This window comes from Rhizobium sp. P2_G9, assembly GCF_056403475.1.
Genome location: NZ_JBFUFK010000018.1, coordinates 68,815 through 85,475, shown reverse-complemented (window position 1 = coordinate 85,475; position 16,661 = coordinate 68,815). Strand labels below are relative to the sequence as shown.

At 59.8% G+C, this 16,661-nt stretch carries 14 protein-coding genes; 7 read left to right on the top strand and 7 right to left on the bottom strand.

The genetic code is table 11. The annotated features are described in order from the left end of the window. Positions 1–6: 6 nt before the first annotated feature. The 4 genes from AC1DYF_RS17025 to AC1DYF_RS17010 form a co-directional block, all read right to left on the bottom strand. On the bottom strand, positions 7–801 hold the full coding sequence (locus AC1DYF_RS17025) for an ABC transporter permease (protein WP_477877926.1): 795 nt from the start codon (positions 799–801) through the stop codon (positions 7–9). Continuing rightward, entirely contained in the window at positions 798–1,664 is an 867-nt protein-coding gene (locus AC1DYF_RS17020) for an ABC transporter permease (protein ID WP_477877925.1), read from the bottom strand. The genes AC1DYF_RS17025 and AC1DYF_RS17020 overlap by 4 nt, the downstream gene beginning before the upstream one ends. A 92-nt stretch (positions 1,665–1,756) precedes the next feature. Beyond that, on the bottom strand, positions 1,757–2,812 hold the full coding sequence (locus AC1DYF_RS17015; protein ID WP_477877956.1) for an ABC transporter substrate-binding protein: 1,056 nt from the start codon (positions 2,810–2,812) through the stop codon (positions 1,757–1,759). 176 nt (positions 2,813–2,988) lie between these two features. Continuing rightward, the gene (locus AC1DYF_RS17010) at positions 2,989–3,870 is read right to left on the bottom strand and encodes a MurR/RpiR family transcriptional regulator (protein WP_477877924.1); all 882 of its coding nucleotides are present in this window, start codon (positions 3,868–3,870) and stop codon (positions 2,989–2,991) included. Between the two features lie 160 nt (positions 3,871–4,030). Between AC1DYF_RS17010 and AC1DYF_RS17005 the strand changes: the two genes are divergently transcribed. From AC1DYF_RS17005 to AC1DYF_RS16975, 7 genes are all read left to right on the top strand, one after another. Then, positions 4,031–4,804 (top strand): N-formylglutamate amidohydrolase, encoded by a 774-nt coding sequence (locus AC1DYF_RS17005; protein ID WP_477877923.1) that lies wholly within the window; start codon positions 4,031–4,033, stop codon positions 4,802–4,804. A 106-nt stretch (positions 4,805–4,910) separates the two neighbouring features. After that, complete coding sequence (locus tag AC1DYF_RS17000) at positions 4,911–6,446, top strand: amino acid permease (RefSeq protein WP_477877922.1); 1,536 nt, start codon at positions 4,911–4,913, stop codon at positions 6,444–6,446. A gap of 109 nt (positions 6,447–6,555) precedes the next feature. Continuing rightward, positions 6,556–7,920, top strand: coding sequence for a glutamine synthetase family protein (locus tag AC1DYF_RS16995; RefSeq protein WP_477877955.1), 1,365 nt, complete (start codon positions 6,556–6,558; stop codon positions 7,918–7,920). A gap of 84 nt (positions 7,921–8,004) precedes the next feature. Next, the gene (locus tag AC1DYF_RS16990) at positions 8,005–8,409 is read left to right on the top strand and encodes a DUF7662 domain-containing protein (RefSeq protein ID WP_477877921.1); all 405 of its coding nucleotides are present in this window, start codon (positions 8,005–8,007) and stop codon (positions 8,407–8,409) included. Further along, complete coding sequence (locus tag AC1DYF_RS16985) at positions 8,402–8,818, top strand: type II toxin-antitoxin system VapC family toxin (protein WP_477877920.1); 417 nt, start codon at positions 8,402–8,404, stop codon at positions 8,816–8,818. The genes AC1DYF_RS16990 and AC1DYF_RS16985 overlap by 8 nt, the downstream gene beginning before the upstream one ends. Before the next feature lie 17 nt (positions 8,819–8,835). Continuing rightward, positions 8,836–10,218, top strand: a complete 1,383-nt coding sequence (locus AC1DYF_RS16980) for an aldehyde dehydrogenase family protein (protein WP_477877919.1) — start codon at positions 8,836–8,838, stop codon at positions 10,216–10,218. Next, positions 10,218–11,363 carry an iron-containing alcohol dehydrogenase gene (locus tag AC1DYF_RS16975; protein ID WP_477877918.1) on the top strand — a complete coding sequence of 382 codons (1,146 nt, stop codon included), beginning with the start codon at positions 10,218–10,220 and terminating at the stop codon, positions 11,361–11,363. Before AC1DYF_RS16980 ends, AC1DYF_RS16975 begins: the two co-directional genes overlap by 1 nt. A gap of 61 nt (positions 11,364–11,424) precedes the next feature. Here AC1DYF_RS16975 and AC1DYF_RS16970 read toward each other — a convergent pair whose 3' ends face one another. The 3 genes from AC1DYF_RS16970 to AC1DYF_RS16960 form a co-directional block, all read right to left on the bottom strand. Beyond that, on the bottom strand, positions 11,425–13,164 hold the full coding sequence (locus AC1DYF_RS16970) for a TadG family pilus assembly protein (RefSeq protein WP_477877917.1): 1,740 nt from the start codon (positions 13,162–13,164) through the stop codon (positions 11,425–11,427). Position 13,165: 1 nt separating this feature from the next. Further along, positions 13,166–13,588, bottom strand: coding sequence for a TadE/TadG family type IV pilus assembly protein (locus tag AC1DYF_RS16965; protein WP_477877916.1), 423 nt, complete (start codon positions 13,586–13,588; stop codon positions 13,166–13,168). 419 nt (positions 13,589–14,007) lie between these two features. After that, positions 14,008–16,632, bottom strand: a complete 2,625-nt coding sequence (locus AC1DYF_RS16960) for a calcium-binding protein (protein WP_477877915.1) — start codon at positions 16,630–16,632, stop codon at positions 14,008–14,010. Positions 16,633–16,661 lie beyond the last annotated feature (29 nt).

Sequence of the window (16,661 nt, the reverse complement as noted above, 5' to 3'; positions counted from 1 at the left end):
TTGTCCTCAAGCCTTGGCGCGCGACATTTTCTGGAAGCGCGATGCGATGTTGATGAGGCCCATCGAGGCCCAGGTCATGATGAAGGCGATCATTGCCAGTGCCGACGGTTCATAGGCGCGGTTGGCGCCGATGAGCTGCAGATAGGGGCCGAAAGCCGGCCTGTTGAGCAACGACGGCATGGTGAATTCGCCGATGACAATTGCGAATGCGATGAATGAGCCGGAGAGTACGCCGCTCATCACGTTCGGGAAGATGCAGCGGAACATGATGGTCAGACCGGATGCACCAAGGCTTTCAGCGGCCTCGGTCAGCACACGCACGTCGATCGCCCGCATGGAGGTGTCAACGGAACGATACATGTAAGGCAGGGACAGAGTCATGAACGAAAAGATCAGCAGCAGATCCGTTGTCCGATCGAACGCGGTGAACGGCAGATAGAGCGGCGAGGCCGAGCCGTAGAGCGTGAGATAGCCGAAGACGATGACGATTGCCGGGATGACCAATGGCAGCAGCGTGATGAATTCGACGACCGGACGCATCTGCGGCACGCGCAGCCGCACCCAGTACGCCGTCGGAACGATCAGCAGCATGCCGATAATGATCGTCAACACCGCCATCAGGATGGAGTAGCTGAAGGTTTCCCGGAACTGCACATCCGAGAACACTGATGCGTATGCGTCGAAAGAATAGACGCCGCGGCGCATGCTGAGCGAAAACAGGAAGGTCGCGACCAGCGGCAGAAAGAAATAGGTTGCCGAGATGAGGACTGCCAACCAGGCGAGGATCTTTTTGCCGGTCATTTCTGCCACCGTTCAGCGCGGATGCGCAGCCAAATGTAGAGGAAGTTGGAGATGCCGGTGATGACCACCATGCCAAGCGCGATAGCATAACCAAGATTGGGGTTGTGCAGAACGTCGCCGCGGATCTGAGCGTAGAGCTGCATAGGTATGATATTCAGGGACGACCCGGTCAGCGCATAGGCTGTGGCGATAGCGCCGAAGGAATTGGCGAATAGCAGCAGGAAGGTACCCATAAGGCTCGGCCAGAGAACCGGGAGGATGACCATGCGCCAGTATTGCCAGGTATCAGCACCGAGGATTGATGCTGCCTCGTGCCATTCCTTTTTGATGCCGTCCAAAGCCGGGGTGATGATCAACACCATTAGCGGGATCTGGAAATACATGTAAGTGAGCGTCAGGCCGAAGAAGCTCAAGATACTAAAGCCATGGGCATAGATATTGAAGCCCAGATAATTCGTCATGAACCAGGTTAGCAGGCCGGTGCGCCCAAGGGTCGACAGGAAGGCGAAGGCCAGCGGGATACCAGCGAAATTCGAGGCAACACCACAGAACGTCAAAGTAAAGCTGCGTACCCATCCGGGCAAGTCGCCCATAGTGATCGCCCAGGCAAGGAAAAAGCCGATAAGCAGGCCGCCGATACCGGATGCAAGGCTGATCTTGATCGAAATCCAATAGGAAGCAATGATATTTGGCGCAAAGAGAAAGTTCGCGAGAGTGAACTGTCCGTCTTTGTTGAAGAAGGCGCCGCTGACAAGATAAAGCGTCGGAATGATGAGGAACAACAGCGCAAAAAGCATGAATGGCGCGATGCCGAGCCAATCCATGATCACACGCCGGTTCACTAAGCCTTGGGACTGCGCCATAAGGGGTCACCGGTTTCGGGAAACGGGGGAAGTGAAATGCCATAAAAGCCTTCCCGGGCGCGAACGCCCGGGAAGGTATGCGAAGTCATATATTACTGGACGTTGGCGCCGACGACCTTGTCCCACTGTTCGGTGATCGCCTTCTTATAGGCGGCCTGCTGATCGAGCGTCGGGAAGACGGCCTTGGCATAGCCGGCAGCCGGCGGCAGCTTCTTCATCAGGTCGGCCGGGATCTTGTTGGCCTTGGCGAGATCGTTGAAGCGGATCGGGTGGCAATAGCCCTTCAGCCATTCGATCTGGCCTTCGTCGGAATAGAGGTATTCCATCCAGAGCTTCGCAGCGTTCGGATGCGGAGCATAGGCCGAGATCGCCTGGACGTAGACGCCAGCGACGACGCCATTGGCCGGAACGACGACTTCATAGGGCGGGTTGCCGTTCAGGCTGTCGCCCCAGGAGATCGCATTGTAGTCCCAGGCGGCGATGATCGGGGTCGTGCCTTGCGCGAAGGAAGCAGCCTTGCCGATGACCGGCACGAAATTGCCCTTGGCGTTCAGGTCCTTGAAGAAGGCGAGACCGGCGTCGCCAGCCTTGGAAACATCGCCATTGGCAGCAGCCAGGCCAGCCGCGAACACGGCCGAAACGGCCTGGTTGGCAGTGCGCGGGTCACCGGCGAGCGAGACCATGTTGGCGAATTCCGGCTTCTGCAGGTCAGCCCAATCCTTCGGGGCTTCCTTGACCAGGTCCTTGTTCACGAGCAGCGACATGACGCCGTAATAATCGCCGTACCAAAAACCGTCGGCATCCTTGGCGCTATCCGGAATGCTGTCCCAGGTCGAGACCTTGTAGGGCTGCAGCAGGCCGTCCTTCTTGGCCGTCGGGCCGAAGGAGAGGCCGACGTCGATGGTGTCAGGAGCCTGCGGGCCCTTGTTGTTCTTGTTGGCCTTGATGGCTTCGACTTCGTCGCCCGAACCGGCGTCCGGGTTCAGTTCGTTGACCTTGAGGCCGTACTTGGCCTTGAAGGCTTCCAGCGCGCCGCCGTAGTTGCACCAGGAGTGCGGCAGGGCGATGACGGTCAGTTCGCCTTCGGCCTTGGCAGCCTTGACGAGGTCATCCATGGACGCAGCACGGACGCTGGCCGTCGAGGCCATGAGTGCCGCGCAGCTGACTGCGACGAGTGTATTGAGGGTTTTCACTGACTTTCTCCTCTTTCTAGTTTCAAGCGGTGAGCGTGCTGTTAGATTTATTCCATGACGTCTGTGTGACAGTTTTGTGCACTGAACAAAACTGTACACGTTACTTCGAAACTGCTAATTCAACTTACCGGTTATTCGCCGGCAACAGGCTTACGAAACAGCGGTGTCGATTCGAACAGCGATTCCAGCATTGTCATGCGTTCGCGTGTTTTTTCCCAATGCGATCCCTGGATCGCCTCGATCAGCGCTTCGACGACGATGAGGGTGACGACTGAGGAATCCCAGGCCGACGGCGCCTCGATGTCAAGGCGGAAGACGTGGCGCGCATGCTTGGCGATCGGCGAGCCCCAGACGTCGGTGAACAGGATGATCTCGGCGCCATGTTCGGCAGCTGTGCGGGCCAGCGCCTCGAGTTGGCTCTCGTAGCGGCGGATGTCGAACAGGATGAGTATGTCGCCGCGGTTCATGTTGAGCACATAATGCGGCCAACTCGATGCGTTGGGAGAGATGCGCGTCACACCGGGCCGGATCACCTGCAGATGGGTGAAGAAATATTCGGCCAATGCGCCGGTGATGCGGCCGCCGGCAAGATAGACGGCCCGCTTGCGGTCGCCGATCAGCCTGGCGGCATTGTCGAATTCGGCCGGATCGAGAGAACCCAGCGACTGGCGCATATTGTTCATCACCGCCTCGGCGAAGCGGTTGAGGATATGGGCGCCAGGAGCATTCGGCGCCATGCGCTCGTGCTTGGTGATCGGGTTGGAAATCGTCTCTTCGAGTTCCTGATGCAGCCGCACCTGGAAGTCGGTAAAACCCTTGAAGCCCAGCTTCTGCACCATGCGCACGACCGTGGGGGTCGAGACATTCGCCGCCTCGGCCACCGTGGTGATCGAGCCCAATCCGGAGACCGGATAATTGTCGAGCAGGCTGTTGGCCAATTGCTTTTCGGCGCGCGTCATCTGGTCATAACGTGCGGTGATCATGTCTGAGACTGTCTTGGTGGTGCTGGACACGTGTCCCCCATTCCCTTCCGGTCTGCGCCGGAATTTACGCAATATGAAATGAAAACAACATTGCGAGTCAACAGCTTTTTTGGATGGGATTCTTCATTGTCTCGATTGACAACGGATCAAAACTGAAGAAATTATTACAGAAAAGCGAAGGCGTGGGGGAATGTCGGACGATTTGCATCTGCTGACGGACGAAGACGGGGCACCGGTCAGCGAAACCAATACCGCAGGCCGGGGAGACGTGCTGCTAATTTGCGAGCATGCAAGCCGCCGGCTGCCAGCGCGGCTCGGCTCGCTAGGGCTCGATGCCGAAGCGCTGGAGGCGCATATCGCCTGGGATCCGGGTGCGCTCGGCGTGGCGCTGGGGATGTCGAAAGCGCTTGACGCTGCCCTGATCTACCAGAATTTCTCGCGGCTTGCCTATGACTGCAACCGGCCGCCCGAGGCTGCCGACGCCATGCCGGCCCGCAGCGAGATTTACGACATACCGGGCAATGTCAACCTGTCGGACGCTGATCGCCGAGCGCGGACCGAGGCGATCTACATGCCGTTCAAACAGGCAATCGCGCACCGCATCGCCGAGCGTCGGGCCGAGGGGCGCGACACGGTGCTGGTGACGATGCATTCGTTCACGCCGGTTTATAAAGGGGCGGAGCGCGATGTCGAAATTGGCATCCTGCACGACAACGACAGCCGGCTTGCCGACCAGATGCTGGGCTTTGCCGAAAAGGCCCGCCGCTACCGCGTTCGCCGCAACGAGCCTTACGGGCCGGCGGACGGCGTCACTCACACGCTCAAACTGCACGGGCTTGCAAACGGCTTGATGAATGTCATGATCGAGGTCCGCAACGACCTCATACGAGATGAAGCCGGCCAGGAGGTCATGGCCGGTTTTCTGGCGGGGTTGATCAGGGAAAGCCTGTCCATCCCCGCCTGAGGAGACGATCTCAACACCGCGCGGCGCCAATGATCGCGCGGGTCATAAAGTGCATGAGAAGGTCCGGCAGCATGGTGCGGCCGGAGGGGAACAGGGACTATAGACAATGCCACAATCTAGTGACGACCAACATAAGCAGGACGCCCATGTCCTGCACTCCATGGGCTACGCCCAGGAGCTCGAAAGGCGGATGGGAGGGTTTTCCAACTTCGCCATTTCTTTCTCGATTATCTGCATTCTCGCTGGCGGCATCACGTCCTTTCCGCTTGCCATGGGCACCGGCAGCGGCTTTGAAGCGACGATCGGCTGGGTGATCGGCGGCGTTTTTGCACTTGTCGTCGCGGCCTCGCTCGGCCAGATCGCGTCGGCCTATCCGACAGCCGGCGGCCTCTATCATTGGTCGTCGATCCTCGGTGGGCGCGGCTGGGGCTGGGCGACAGCCTGGATCAACCTGCTTGGTCTGATCTTCGTCGTGGCCTCGGTCAATGTCGGTGTTTACCTGTTGTTCCGCGACCTCGTCGTCGCCGGCGTCTTCCATGTCGATGTGTCCGGCTGGGGCACGGGGGCACAGATCATCGCGGTCTGCATCATCACGCTGGCGCAGGCGCTCTGCAATCATTTCGGCATCAAGCTGACGACGATGCTGACCGATTTCTCGGGCTACCTCATCCTGGTCACCGCCGTCGTGCTGACGGCGATGTTCCTGATCTGGGGCGGCCACTGGGATTTGTCCCGCATCACCACTTTCGTCAACACCACCGGTGATCCCGGCGGCGCCTATGTGCCGACGGCACGCACCGCGGTGGTCGCCTTCCTGGTCGGCCTGCTCTATCCGCTCTACACGATCACAGGCTTCGATGCCTCGGCTCATACGTCTGAGGAAACCCGCGATGCCCGCCGGTCGGTGCCGCGCGGCATGATCCATTCTGTGTTCTGGTCGCTGGTGTTCGGCTTCGTCATGGCGGTGTCGTTCGTCATGGCCGCGCCCGACATGGCTGCCATGGCCAAGGATGGTGGCAATGCCTGGTTCAACCTGTTCAACAAGCTGCCGGCGCCGGTCTTCCTCAAGGACCTGATGGCGATCGCCATCGTCGTGGCCAACTTCATCTGCGCATTGGCTGGCCTTACCTCGACATCGCGCATGATCTTCGCCTTCGCCCGTGACGGCGGCCTGCCGGGCTCATCGGTGTGGCGCAAGGTCAGCCCGACCTACCGCACGCCGGTGGCGGCAATCTGGCTCGGCGCGGTGCTCTCGGTGCTCGCAACGCTCTACTCGCCGGCCTTCGCGGCACTTGCCGCCGGTTGCGCTCTCTTCCTCTATGTCTCCTACGCCATGCCGATCGCTGCCGGCATGCTGGCGGAAGGCAATAAGTGGACTGAATTCGGACCGTTCAGGCTCGGTTTCCTGTCGAAGCCGTTCGCAATCATCGTCATCATCGGCACGCTGATCCTGATGTATGCCGGCATCCAGCCGCCCTTCGACATCCTGGTCAGCTATGCGATCGGCCTGATCATACTCATGCTGCTCCTGTGGTTCGGCATCGAACGCCGCCGCTTCAAGGGCCCGCCGATCGGCGATGAGATTGCCAAGCGCCAGGCCGAAATCAAGGCTGCGGAAGCGGCTGTCGGCGAAGCTGTCTGACCCCGACCATGCACATTCTCCCCGGCCTTCAGGTCGGGGAGCTTTTCCGGATACCGAACCGGCGGCAAGCATCTGGCTCTGCCGCATATGAGAGAGATTGGGCTTGAAGATGAGCGGTTACAGCTTTGATGACTTGAAGAAGGACGTTTCCGAAGGCCGGATCGATACCGTGCTCGCCGTGCAGGTGGATATGCAGGGCCGGCTGATGGGCAAGCGCTTCCATGCCCAATATTTCGTCGACAGCGCCTGGCAGGAGACGCATAGCTGCAACTATCTGCTCGCCACCGACATGGAGATGGAGACCGTTTCCGGCTACAAATCCACCAGCTGGGAAAAGGGCTATGGCGACTATACGATGAAGCCCGATCTCGACACCCTGCGGCGCCTGCCGTGGCTCGAAGGCACGGCCATGGTGCTCTGCGATGTGCTCGATCACCACACGCATGAAGACGTGCCGCATTCGCCGCGTGCCGTGCTCAAGAAGCAGATCAAACGGCTCGAGGCGATGGGCATGAAGGCCTTCATGGCCACCGAACTCGAATTCTTCCTGTTCGACCAGACCTATGACGATGCCCGCCACAGCGGCTATCGCGATCTCCAACTGGTTTCCGGCTATAACGAGGACTACCACATCTTCCAGACCACCAAGGAAGAGGATGTGATGCGGGCGATCCGCAACGGCCTGCAGGGCGCCGGCATTCCGGTCGAAAACAGCAAGGGCGAAGCCTCGGCCGGGCAGGAAGAGATCAATGTCCGCTATGCCGACGCGCTGACCATGGCCGACCGGCACGTCATCATCAAGAATGCCTGCAAGGAGATTGCCTGGTCGCGCGGCAAGGCGATCACTTTCCTTGCCAAGTGGAACTACAACGCCGCCGGCAGTTCCTCGCATGTCCATCAGTCGCTCTGGTCGCTGGAGGGCAAGCCGCTGTTCTTCGACCACAAGGGCCGCTACGGCATGTCGGAGCTGATGGAGCACTATGTGGCGGGCCTGCTCGCCCATGCCGGCGAAATCACCTATTTCCTGGCGCCCTACATCAATTCCTACAAGCGTTTCGTCGCCGGCACCTTTGCTCCGACCAAGGCGGTCTGGTCGAAGGACAACCGCACTGCCGGCTACCGCCTCTGCGGCGAGGAGACCAAGGGTATCCGCATCGAATGCCGTGTCGGTGGCTCCGACCTCAACCCCTATCTCGCCTTCGCGGCACTGATTGCGGCCGGGATCGATGGCATCGAGAAGAAGATGGCGCTTGAGGACCCCTTCACCGGCGACGCCTACGGCGCCAAGGACGTGCGCGAAGTGCCGAAAACGCTACGCGGCGCCGCGGAAATGCTGGACAAGTCGGCGCTTCTGCGCGGTGCGTTCGGCGATGACGTGATTGATCACTATGTCCGCGCAGCGCACTGGGAGCAGGAAGAATATGACCGCCGGGTGACGGATTGGGAGGTGGCGCGAGGGTTCGAGAGAGCATAAACACTCATAAACACCCACATACACTTCTTCTTGACGGCAGGGTTTTGGGTGTTTATTTTGCCTGGCGAATGAAGGAGTTTTGCCATGCGCAAATATGAACCTTTGGGAAAGTTCCTGAGTCAGCAGAACCGGACATACGTACCTATGACGTTCCGGGAGATTGAGCGAATACTCGGTCGAACTCTGCCGCCATCGAAAATGCAACGGGCTTGGTGGAGCAACAATCCCACCAATAACGTCATGACGCAGCAATGGCTGGACGCAGGCTATGAGACCGAGTCGGTGGATATCGCCGGAGAAAAGCTGGTCTTTCGCCGTGCCAAGGACAATGCAGGCTCTGGTGAAGGCGACGGGGAAGGCGGAAGCAGAGAGGATGATCTTTCTGATCCGATATTCGGATGTATGAAGGGAACGATGACCATTCCTGCCGATCTTGATTTGACGGCGCCTGCTGATCCAGAGTGGGGTAAGGTCTATCAGGATGGCTGATGGCCTGCTGCTGGATACATGCGCCATGATTTGGATGGCGCATGACGAGCCAATCGCGATCGAGGCCCGAAAGGAATTGGTCAGGGTTCGAAAAGCGGCAGGGACTATTGCTGTCTCGGCAATGTCGGCGTGGGAAATCGGCATGCTGATCGCCCGTGGCCGGCTGCCAACGACAAAAACGGCGTCGAGTTGGTTTGGGGATTTTATCATGAATGGTCGCGTAAGCGTGGAAGCGGCTACTCCGGAGATATTGATTGCGTCTTCTTATCTCCCGATACCCATCCACAACGACCCAACAGACCGCATCCTCATCGCCACTGCGCGAGAACATGATTTGACCATAATTACCCGCGACCGGGCGATCCTTGCCTATGGCGCGGCGGGCCATGTGAGGACACTGGCCTGTTAGAGGGAGACTGAAGAGAAATGACCATGATCCAATGTATCTCGCCGGTCGATGGCTCGGTCTATGCCGAGCGTCCGGCGATGGCGTTCGACGATGCCAAGGCGGCGACCGCCAAGGTGCGCAAGGCGCAGAAGGCCTGGGCGAAGCGGCCGCTCGAAGAGCGCGTGTCGCTGGTGATGAAGGGCGTCGCGCGGCTCAACGAGATGGCAGACGAGGTCGTGAAGGAGCTTGCCTGGCAGATGGGCCGGCCGGTGAAATATGGCGGCGAGTTCCGCGGCTTCAACGAGCGCTCCAATTACGTCGCTTCGATCGCCCATGATGCGCTGGCGCCGATCAGCGTCGAGAAGAGTGCCGCCTTCGAACGCTATATCGCCCGCGAGCCGCATGGCGTGGTCTTCGTCATCGCGCCCTGGAACTATCCCTATATGACGGCGATCAACACCGTGGCGCCGGCGCTGATGGCCGGCAATGCAGTGGTCATCAAGCATGCCAGCCAGACGCTTCTGGTCGGCGAGCGGCTGGTGCGGGCCTTCAACGAGGCGGGCGTGCCGGACGATGTATTCATGAACATCTTCCTCGACCATGACACGACCTCGAAGCTGATCGCCGACAGCCAGTTCAATTTCATCAATTTCACCGGTTCGGTCGAAGGCGGCCGGTCGATCGAGCGCGCCGCGGCCGGCACGTTTACCGGCATCGGGCTCGAGCTTGGCGGCAAGGATCCGGGCTATGTAATGGAGGATGCCGATCTGGAACGTGCCGTCGACGTGTTGATGGATGGCGCCACCTATAATTCCGGCCAATGCTGCTGCGGCATCGAGCGCATCTATGTGAACGAGAACCTCTACGACGATTTCGTCGAGAAATCGGTCGCCTGGGTATCGAATTACAGGCTCGGCAACCCGCTTGATCCGGAAACCTCGCTTGGGCCGATGGCCAACAAGCGCTTCGCGGCCGTGGTTCGCAAACAGATCGACGAAGCCGTCGCCAAGGGTGCGAAGGCGCTCGTCGATGCGAAGCTCTTCCCGCAGGACGATGGCGGCGCCTATCTGGCGCCGCAGATCCTCGTCGACGTCGATCATTCCATGTCGATCATGAACGAGGAAACCTTCGGTCCGGCAGTCGGCATCATGAAGGTGAAGAACGATGCCGAAGCCCTTGAACTGATGAACGATTGCAAATATGGCCTGACGGCGTCGCTTTGGACCAATGATGTCGAGCGCGCCGCGAAGCTTGGTGAACAGATCGAGACCGGCACGGTGTTCATGAACCGCGCCGACTATCTCGACCCGGCGCTGGTCTGGACCGGCGTCAAGGAAACCGGCCGCGGCGGTTCGCTGTCGATCCTCGGCTTCCACAATCTGACCCGTCCAAAATCCTATCACCTGAGGAAGCAATTCTAATGCCGATCACCGCAAACTGGAGCTACCCGACCGCCATCAAGATGGGGGTAGGGCGGATCGCCGAACTCGCCGATCATTGCAAGGCGCTCGGCATGAAGAAGCCGATCCTGATCACCGATCGTGGCCTGGCGCCGATGGCGATCACGCAGAAGGCGCTCGATGTCCTCGAAGCCGGTGGCCTCGGCCGCGCGATCTTTGCCGATGTCGATCCGAACCCGAATGACAAGAACCTCGAAGCCGGTGTCAAGGCGTTCAAGGATGGCGGCCATGATGGCGTCGTCGCCTTTGGCGGCGGTTCCGGCCTGGACCTGGGCAAATGCGTTGCCTTCATGGTGGCGCAGACGCGGCCGGTCTGGGATTTCGAGGATGTCGGCGATTGGTGGACGCGCGCCAATGTAGAAGGCATCGCGCCGATCGTCGCCGTGCCGACCACGGCCGGCACCGGCTCGGAAGTCGGCCGCGCCTCGGTGATCACCAATTCCGAGACGCATACCAAGAAGATCATCTTCCATCCGAAATTCCTGCCGGGTGTGACGATCTGTGACCCGGAACTGACGGTCGGCATGCCTAAGGTGATCACCGCGGGCACCGGCATGGACGCGTTTGCGCATTGCCTGGAGGCCTATTCTTCGCCGTTCTACCATCCGATGAGCCAGGGCATTGCGCTCGAAGGCATGCGGCTGGTCAAGGAATATCTGCCGCGCGCCTATAAGGATGGCACGGATCTTGAGGCCCGCAGGAACATGATGTCGGCTGCGGCCATGGGCGCTGTCGCGTTCCAGAAGGGGCTCGGCGCCATCCATTCGCTCAGCCATCCGGTCGGCGCGATCTATCACACCCATCATGGCATGACCAATGCAGTGGTGATGCCACCCGTGCTGCGCTTCAACCGTTCGGCGATCGAGGGCAGGATCGCCGCCGCAGCGGCCTATCTCGGAATTGCCGGCGGATTCAATGGCTTCTATGACTATGTGCTGAAGCTGCGCGAAGACCTCGGCGTTCCCGATAAGCTCTCCAGCCTCGGCGTCGGCACGGACCGGATCGACGAGATGGCGGTCATGGCGGTCGCCGATCCCTCGACCGGCGGCAACCCGGTGGAACTGACGGTGGAAGCGGCCAAGCAGCTTTTCCACGAAAGTATCTGAAGGCGATGGGCGCGGTGCCGTTTGGCATCGCGGCGCCGCTGGCGCGAGACGCGCTGCGGGCTCAATTCACCAATACGGGCCGTTGGCAGCTGACGCCGGTGACCCGCACGTCGGCTTCGCCGACCTTGACGCCCAGCGTCAGCAGCGTGTTGTAGAGCACCTTGTCGATAGGCACGGTGGCAACCGAAACTGTGGTGACGAGTGCATCCTGTGCGGCCTGCGGTGTTCCGAAGGTCACGGCAAGGACATTGACGTCAAGCTTGAGGTTGCCCAACAGTGAGGTGACGAGGCTCGTCAGCGTGTCGGCGGTCGACACGCTCTTGACGTCGCCGCTACTGATCTCCGACGGCGAGAAGGTCAGCGTCTTCGGACTCATATTGGCGCTGTCGATATGGCTCAGGCCCTTGATCGTCAGCAACGAAGAACTGACGAGCGTCGCTTTCGTCACGCGCGGGTCCGTGCCGAAATTGTCGAACGCGCTGGTGTCGACATTGCCAAGGGAAATCTCGGCAATGCCCGGCACGGCTTGGACGTCGACGCTGGCATTGTTCCTGGCACCGCCGAAGCAATTGATCGCCGAAAGTTTTGCCTCGGCATCGGCGACCTCGATGTAGAGCGGTACGGTGACTTTGAGGCCGGCGATCGCCGACAGGCCATTGACCGAGGTCGTAAGGTTCACCCGCGTCTGTGCGGTTCTGACGATCGAGCCGGGCTGACCGACAGCCAACATCGGCGTGCCGGCCGGCGGTTCGCCAATGGCGATGGTCAGTTGTGTGGAGGCAAGACCTGGCACAGTGGCGCCGAGATCGATTGAGAGCTGCTTTCCAGCATTTGCCGCTGCGGCCGCGGCACTGACGAGATCAAACACCGAGGCATTCACCAGCAGGCTGCTGCCGCTGCCGATCGGCTTGTCGTCCAGGGAACCCAATTCCAAGATGTCGGCGAGTGTCAGATTGAGCTGGGTCGAATTCAGCGACTTCTGCAGCTGGCCGACGATCGTGGCAACCGGTGGAGAGAGCCCGGACGTTTTCATCAGCGAGGCGAGAAATTGCCGGTAGGTGATCTTGGTGGCGAGGAGATTCTTGTAGCTGCCTGCCGTGATGCCGAGATCCAGACCCATCCTGTCCGTCAATTTCAGCGCATCGACATCGGCGTTGAGGAGGGCCTCGTAGTCCATGGCCGAGAGCGACAGCCTGGTGCCGAGCAAGCCGCCGAGCAGGCCGTTGAGTATCCCGCCGTCGATGCTGGCGAGGCGCGAGCCGACGGAAAAGGAGGCCAGCTTGTAGGCTGTCGACGTGCCGACTGCATCAAGGGTCGGTCCTGGCCCAAGAAGAGAGGCGAAGGTCAGCGCGGATTTCTGGTGGATCGACACCCTGGCAGTGTCGTAAGGCTGTGCCCCCGCGACGAAGCGTTGTTCGGGATTGATCGCCGGATCGGGCGTATAGCGTCCAAGCACGACGTCTGCATATCCATCATAACTGGTCAGGGCGGTTGCGCCGTCGAATTTGACCGTGCCGTTCAATGTCAGGAGATCAGAACCGTTACGCAATGCGAAGTTCAGCTTGTTCATCCTGAAATGCTGCAGCAGCGCTTGTTGATAATCGCTGATTTTGGCAGCGGCGACGATCGAGGCCAGGTCCGTCTGCCGCTGCAATGCCCGCTTCTGCAGAGTGAGATTTCCGTAGTCGAGCCCAACTGCGGCGGTGAGGACGATCAGCGGGGCGGCGACTGCCGTCATGATCGCGACATTGCCTTGCTTGCACCCTGCCAGGTTCGACAGTCTTTTTCCCGCATGCAACATGTCACAGCCCTCCGATGCGGATGGTGGAGAAGCGCCGGRTCTGGGTATCCGGCAATACGAATGTGTAGAGGCTCCAGATCGGCAGGTTGCGGGCGTCATATTCGATCGATACGGTGAACTGATCGGGGTTGCCGGCATCGTCCTGGACGTTGACGGTCAATTTGGTCTTGTCGATCATGAAATAGTTCAGGCTGGATTTCTGGATGAAATTGTTCGCCAGCGTGCTTCGTTCCTTGGCATCGAGCCCGGCGACAGCTGTTCGTGCCGCGTCGGCGGCGATCTGCTGGATGGAATTTGCCGCGGTGAGATAGATGCCGAATGCCAGGAACGTCAAAAGTACCATGATCAGAAGCGGTGAGACCAGGGCGAATTCGACTGCAGAGGCTCCGCTGCGGTTGTGCGGAATTTTCGAGAGCAATTTCACTATGTTCGCTCCGAAGCTGTATTTCATAGGAGAATATTATCATATTAGATGTTAATAATTCTCTAAAAGGTTGTGTCAATTTCAGAATGCGCGTTATTGTTCACTTCGGCTACAAAACCTTCAGGCGAAATAGTGAAAGGTGGACACGGTATCGTCGTGGTGGGGATTGGTAGGCCCGTTCATCGGACGCGCCTTGCAAAGTCTTGTAAAAGCGCCATGAATTCCGTGCGGTCACAGGCGCCCGGCGCGCTTGGCCCATGATCGGCGTTCGCCAGACCGTCGCCTGTGTCAGCCGAATTGACAGATAAATTGTTGATGGAAACTACAGGTATCGCCCGAAAGAGCACTATACGACAATGATCGCCGGTGCCGTTACCAGATAGCGCGGCCCGCCATCGTTCGATGCTTTCGTACATTGCCTATAATGCGAAATCACCCCTCACCAGATCGATCGTGCCCTTCAGGTCGATCGTGAAATCGGCGACCTTGTCGCCGTCGAGGTCGGCCATGATGCTGGTCAGCTTGTCGTGCTGATCGAAGATGAGTTCGCCCGCAGCGCCGGTGAAATGGGCGCCTTCCTCCTTGATGAAGCTGAACGCGGCATTTCCCTTGCCGCCCCCGTTGGCGTCGAGCGTGGAGAGGTCGATTGTGTCGTCGCCGTGGGTGAAATCGGTGATCAGGTCGTGGCTGGTGCTTGGTGGCAGGAAATCCAGGGTGTTCTCGAAGACGAAGACATCCTTGCCGGCTCCACCGGTCATCGTGTCCTGGCCAATTCCACCGATAAGGTGATCGTCGCCCCCCACGCCCTTCAATATGTCGTTGCCGCTATTGCCGCCGATCGTGTTGTCCTTGCTGTCACCGGTGATCGTATCGGCCATGCTGCCGCCAAAGACGTTCTCGAAGTTTTTGACGCTGTCGGTGGCGACACCGTTGACCTTCACCACGATCGTTTTGGTGCCGCCGATAGTCATTTCGATGCCAACGCCTTGCGTCCCGTAGCTCAGCGTATTGTTTCCGGCGCCGCCGTCGAGCTTGTTGATGCCCGCGCCGCCGTCGATCCAGTCGTCACCCTTGCCGCCGTTGACGGTGTCGTTGCCGGCGCCCATGTAGAGGAAGTCGCCCGCATCGGTGCCGTTCATCGTCGTCGCTTCGCTGGAGCCATAGAACTTCAGATATTCATAACCCGTGACCGTGCCGGCAAGCTGGCCTTCGACATAGAGATGGGTGCCGTCGAATGTGACCTTCTTGGTGATGGCATTGATTTCCAGCGTGTCCTTGCCGGAACCCAGGTCGTAGGTCGCATCGGGATCGATCGTGTCGTCCTGATAGTAGCGCAAAATCAGGGTGTCGTTGCCGGCGCCGGCATCGACCTCGTCCTTTCCACCGATGTCGACATGCAGCGTGTCGTTGCCGTCGTCGCCGTTCACCGTATCGCTGCCGGTGAAGGATAGCACTGTGTCATCGCCGCCGAGGCCGTTGATGATGTCGTCGCCCGATGACGTCCAGACGGTGTCGGCCAGGTCGCCGCCGGTGATCTTCTGGTCGCCGACGCCGGTGCCGGTGATGTTGAGCGCCTCGAAATTCTTGGCAATCGCAAGCGTTTGTCCGTCGACCTTGACCTGGATCGTCGCTCCCACGGTGATGTCGAGCTGCCATTCGAGGGAGTACCAGATATCGAGCTTCAGGATGTCGTTGCCGGCGCCGCCATCGGCATGATCGATGGCGGTGTCGGGGTTGGTGGTGCTGCCATCCCAGAAATCCAGCTCGACACTGTCATTGCCGGTGCCGCCATTGAGCGTGTCGGCGCCGTAGCCGCCCTCAAGCGAGTCATTGCCGCCGTCACCGTTCAACAGATCGCTATCAAAGGTGAGCGCGGTCTGGAAACCGGTATGATCGCGATCCGCCTCGAGGAAATCGTTGCCGTTGCCGCCATTCAGCGTATCGGTCCCGGCGCCGCCTTCGAGATTGTCGCTGCCCTCGCCACCTTCGAGGTCGTCATTGCCCTTGCCGCTGTCGATCGAATCATTGCCGGCGTCGCCCCAGACGGTCTCGCTGCCGGCGGCGGTGCGGATCGAGTCATTGCCGTTGCCGCCATGGATGTTCTTGACCGCGGTATCGAAATTGTCGTTGCCCAGGACATAGGCCTGGTCATTGCCGTCGCCCATAGTGCCGGTATCGACGCCGGAGCCCATGTCCCAGATATCGTTGCCCTTGCCGCCGGTGAACTGGTCCGCGCCGGCCCCGGTGTGGAAGGTGCCGCCCTTGTCGTTCGTCTCGACCGTATCGGCCCCGGACCCTGTCCAGACTTCGCCGAACGTCTCGAAATTCCTGACCTTGCCGAAGGCGCCGAGGTCCAGCATGTTGGCGACCTTGATGTCGAGGCCCGTATCCGCGCCGGAGAGGTCGAAAGAGACGGTATCGTTGCCGTCGCCACCATCGATATTCTGGATGCCGGAGCCGCCGTCGAGCACATCATTGCCGCCGCCGCCCCTGATGACATCGTCGCCGTCGAGGCCGTAGATCGTGTCATTGCCGTCGGCGCCGGCAATGAAGTCGTTGTAGATATTGCCCCAGAACTGCATCGACTCGACGCCGGTGACAAAGACGGTGTTGATGCCGTTGACCTGGGCAGTGCTGCCGCCCTGCAGCAGGCTGAAATTGATGGCGGTGACGCCGCTATAGGTCGTGTGCGAGAAGTCGATCTGAACATTATCCTTGCCAGTGCCGCCATCGACCACGTCGCCGGTGTCCGGTGACTGGATGATCAGCACGTCATCGCCGGCGCCGCCATTGAGCGAATCCTTACCGACAAGCTGGTTGCCGCTGCCGCCAATGTTGTCGCCGAGGTCGACCAGCCGGTCATTGCCGTCTCCGCCGAGCATTTTGTCGCTGCCGAGACCGCCGGTGAGCATATCGTTGCCGCCCTGGCCCTTCAGCGTGTCGTCGCCGGCATAGCCGTACATATATTCCGCGGCATTGTTGCCATCCATCGTGTTGTTGTCGCTGTCGCCGTACCAGGTATTGCCCGTATGCGTGACTGTCATCGTCGCCTCCCTTGGCCGCGCGGCCATGC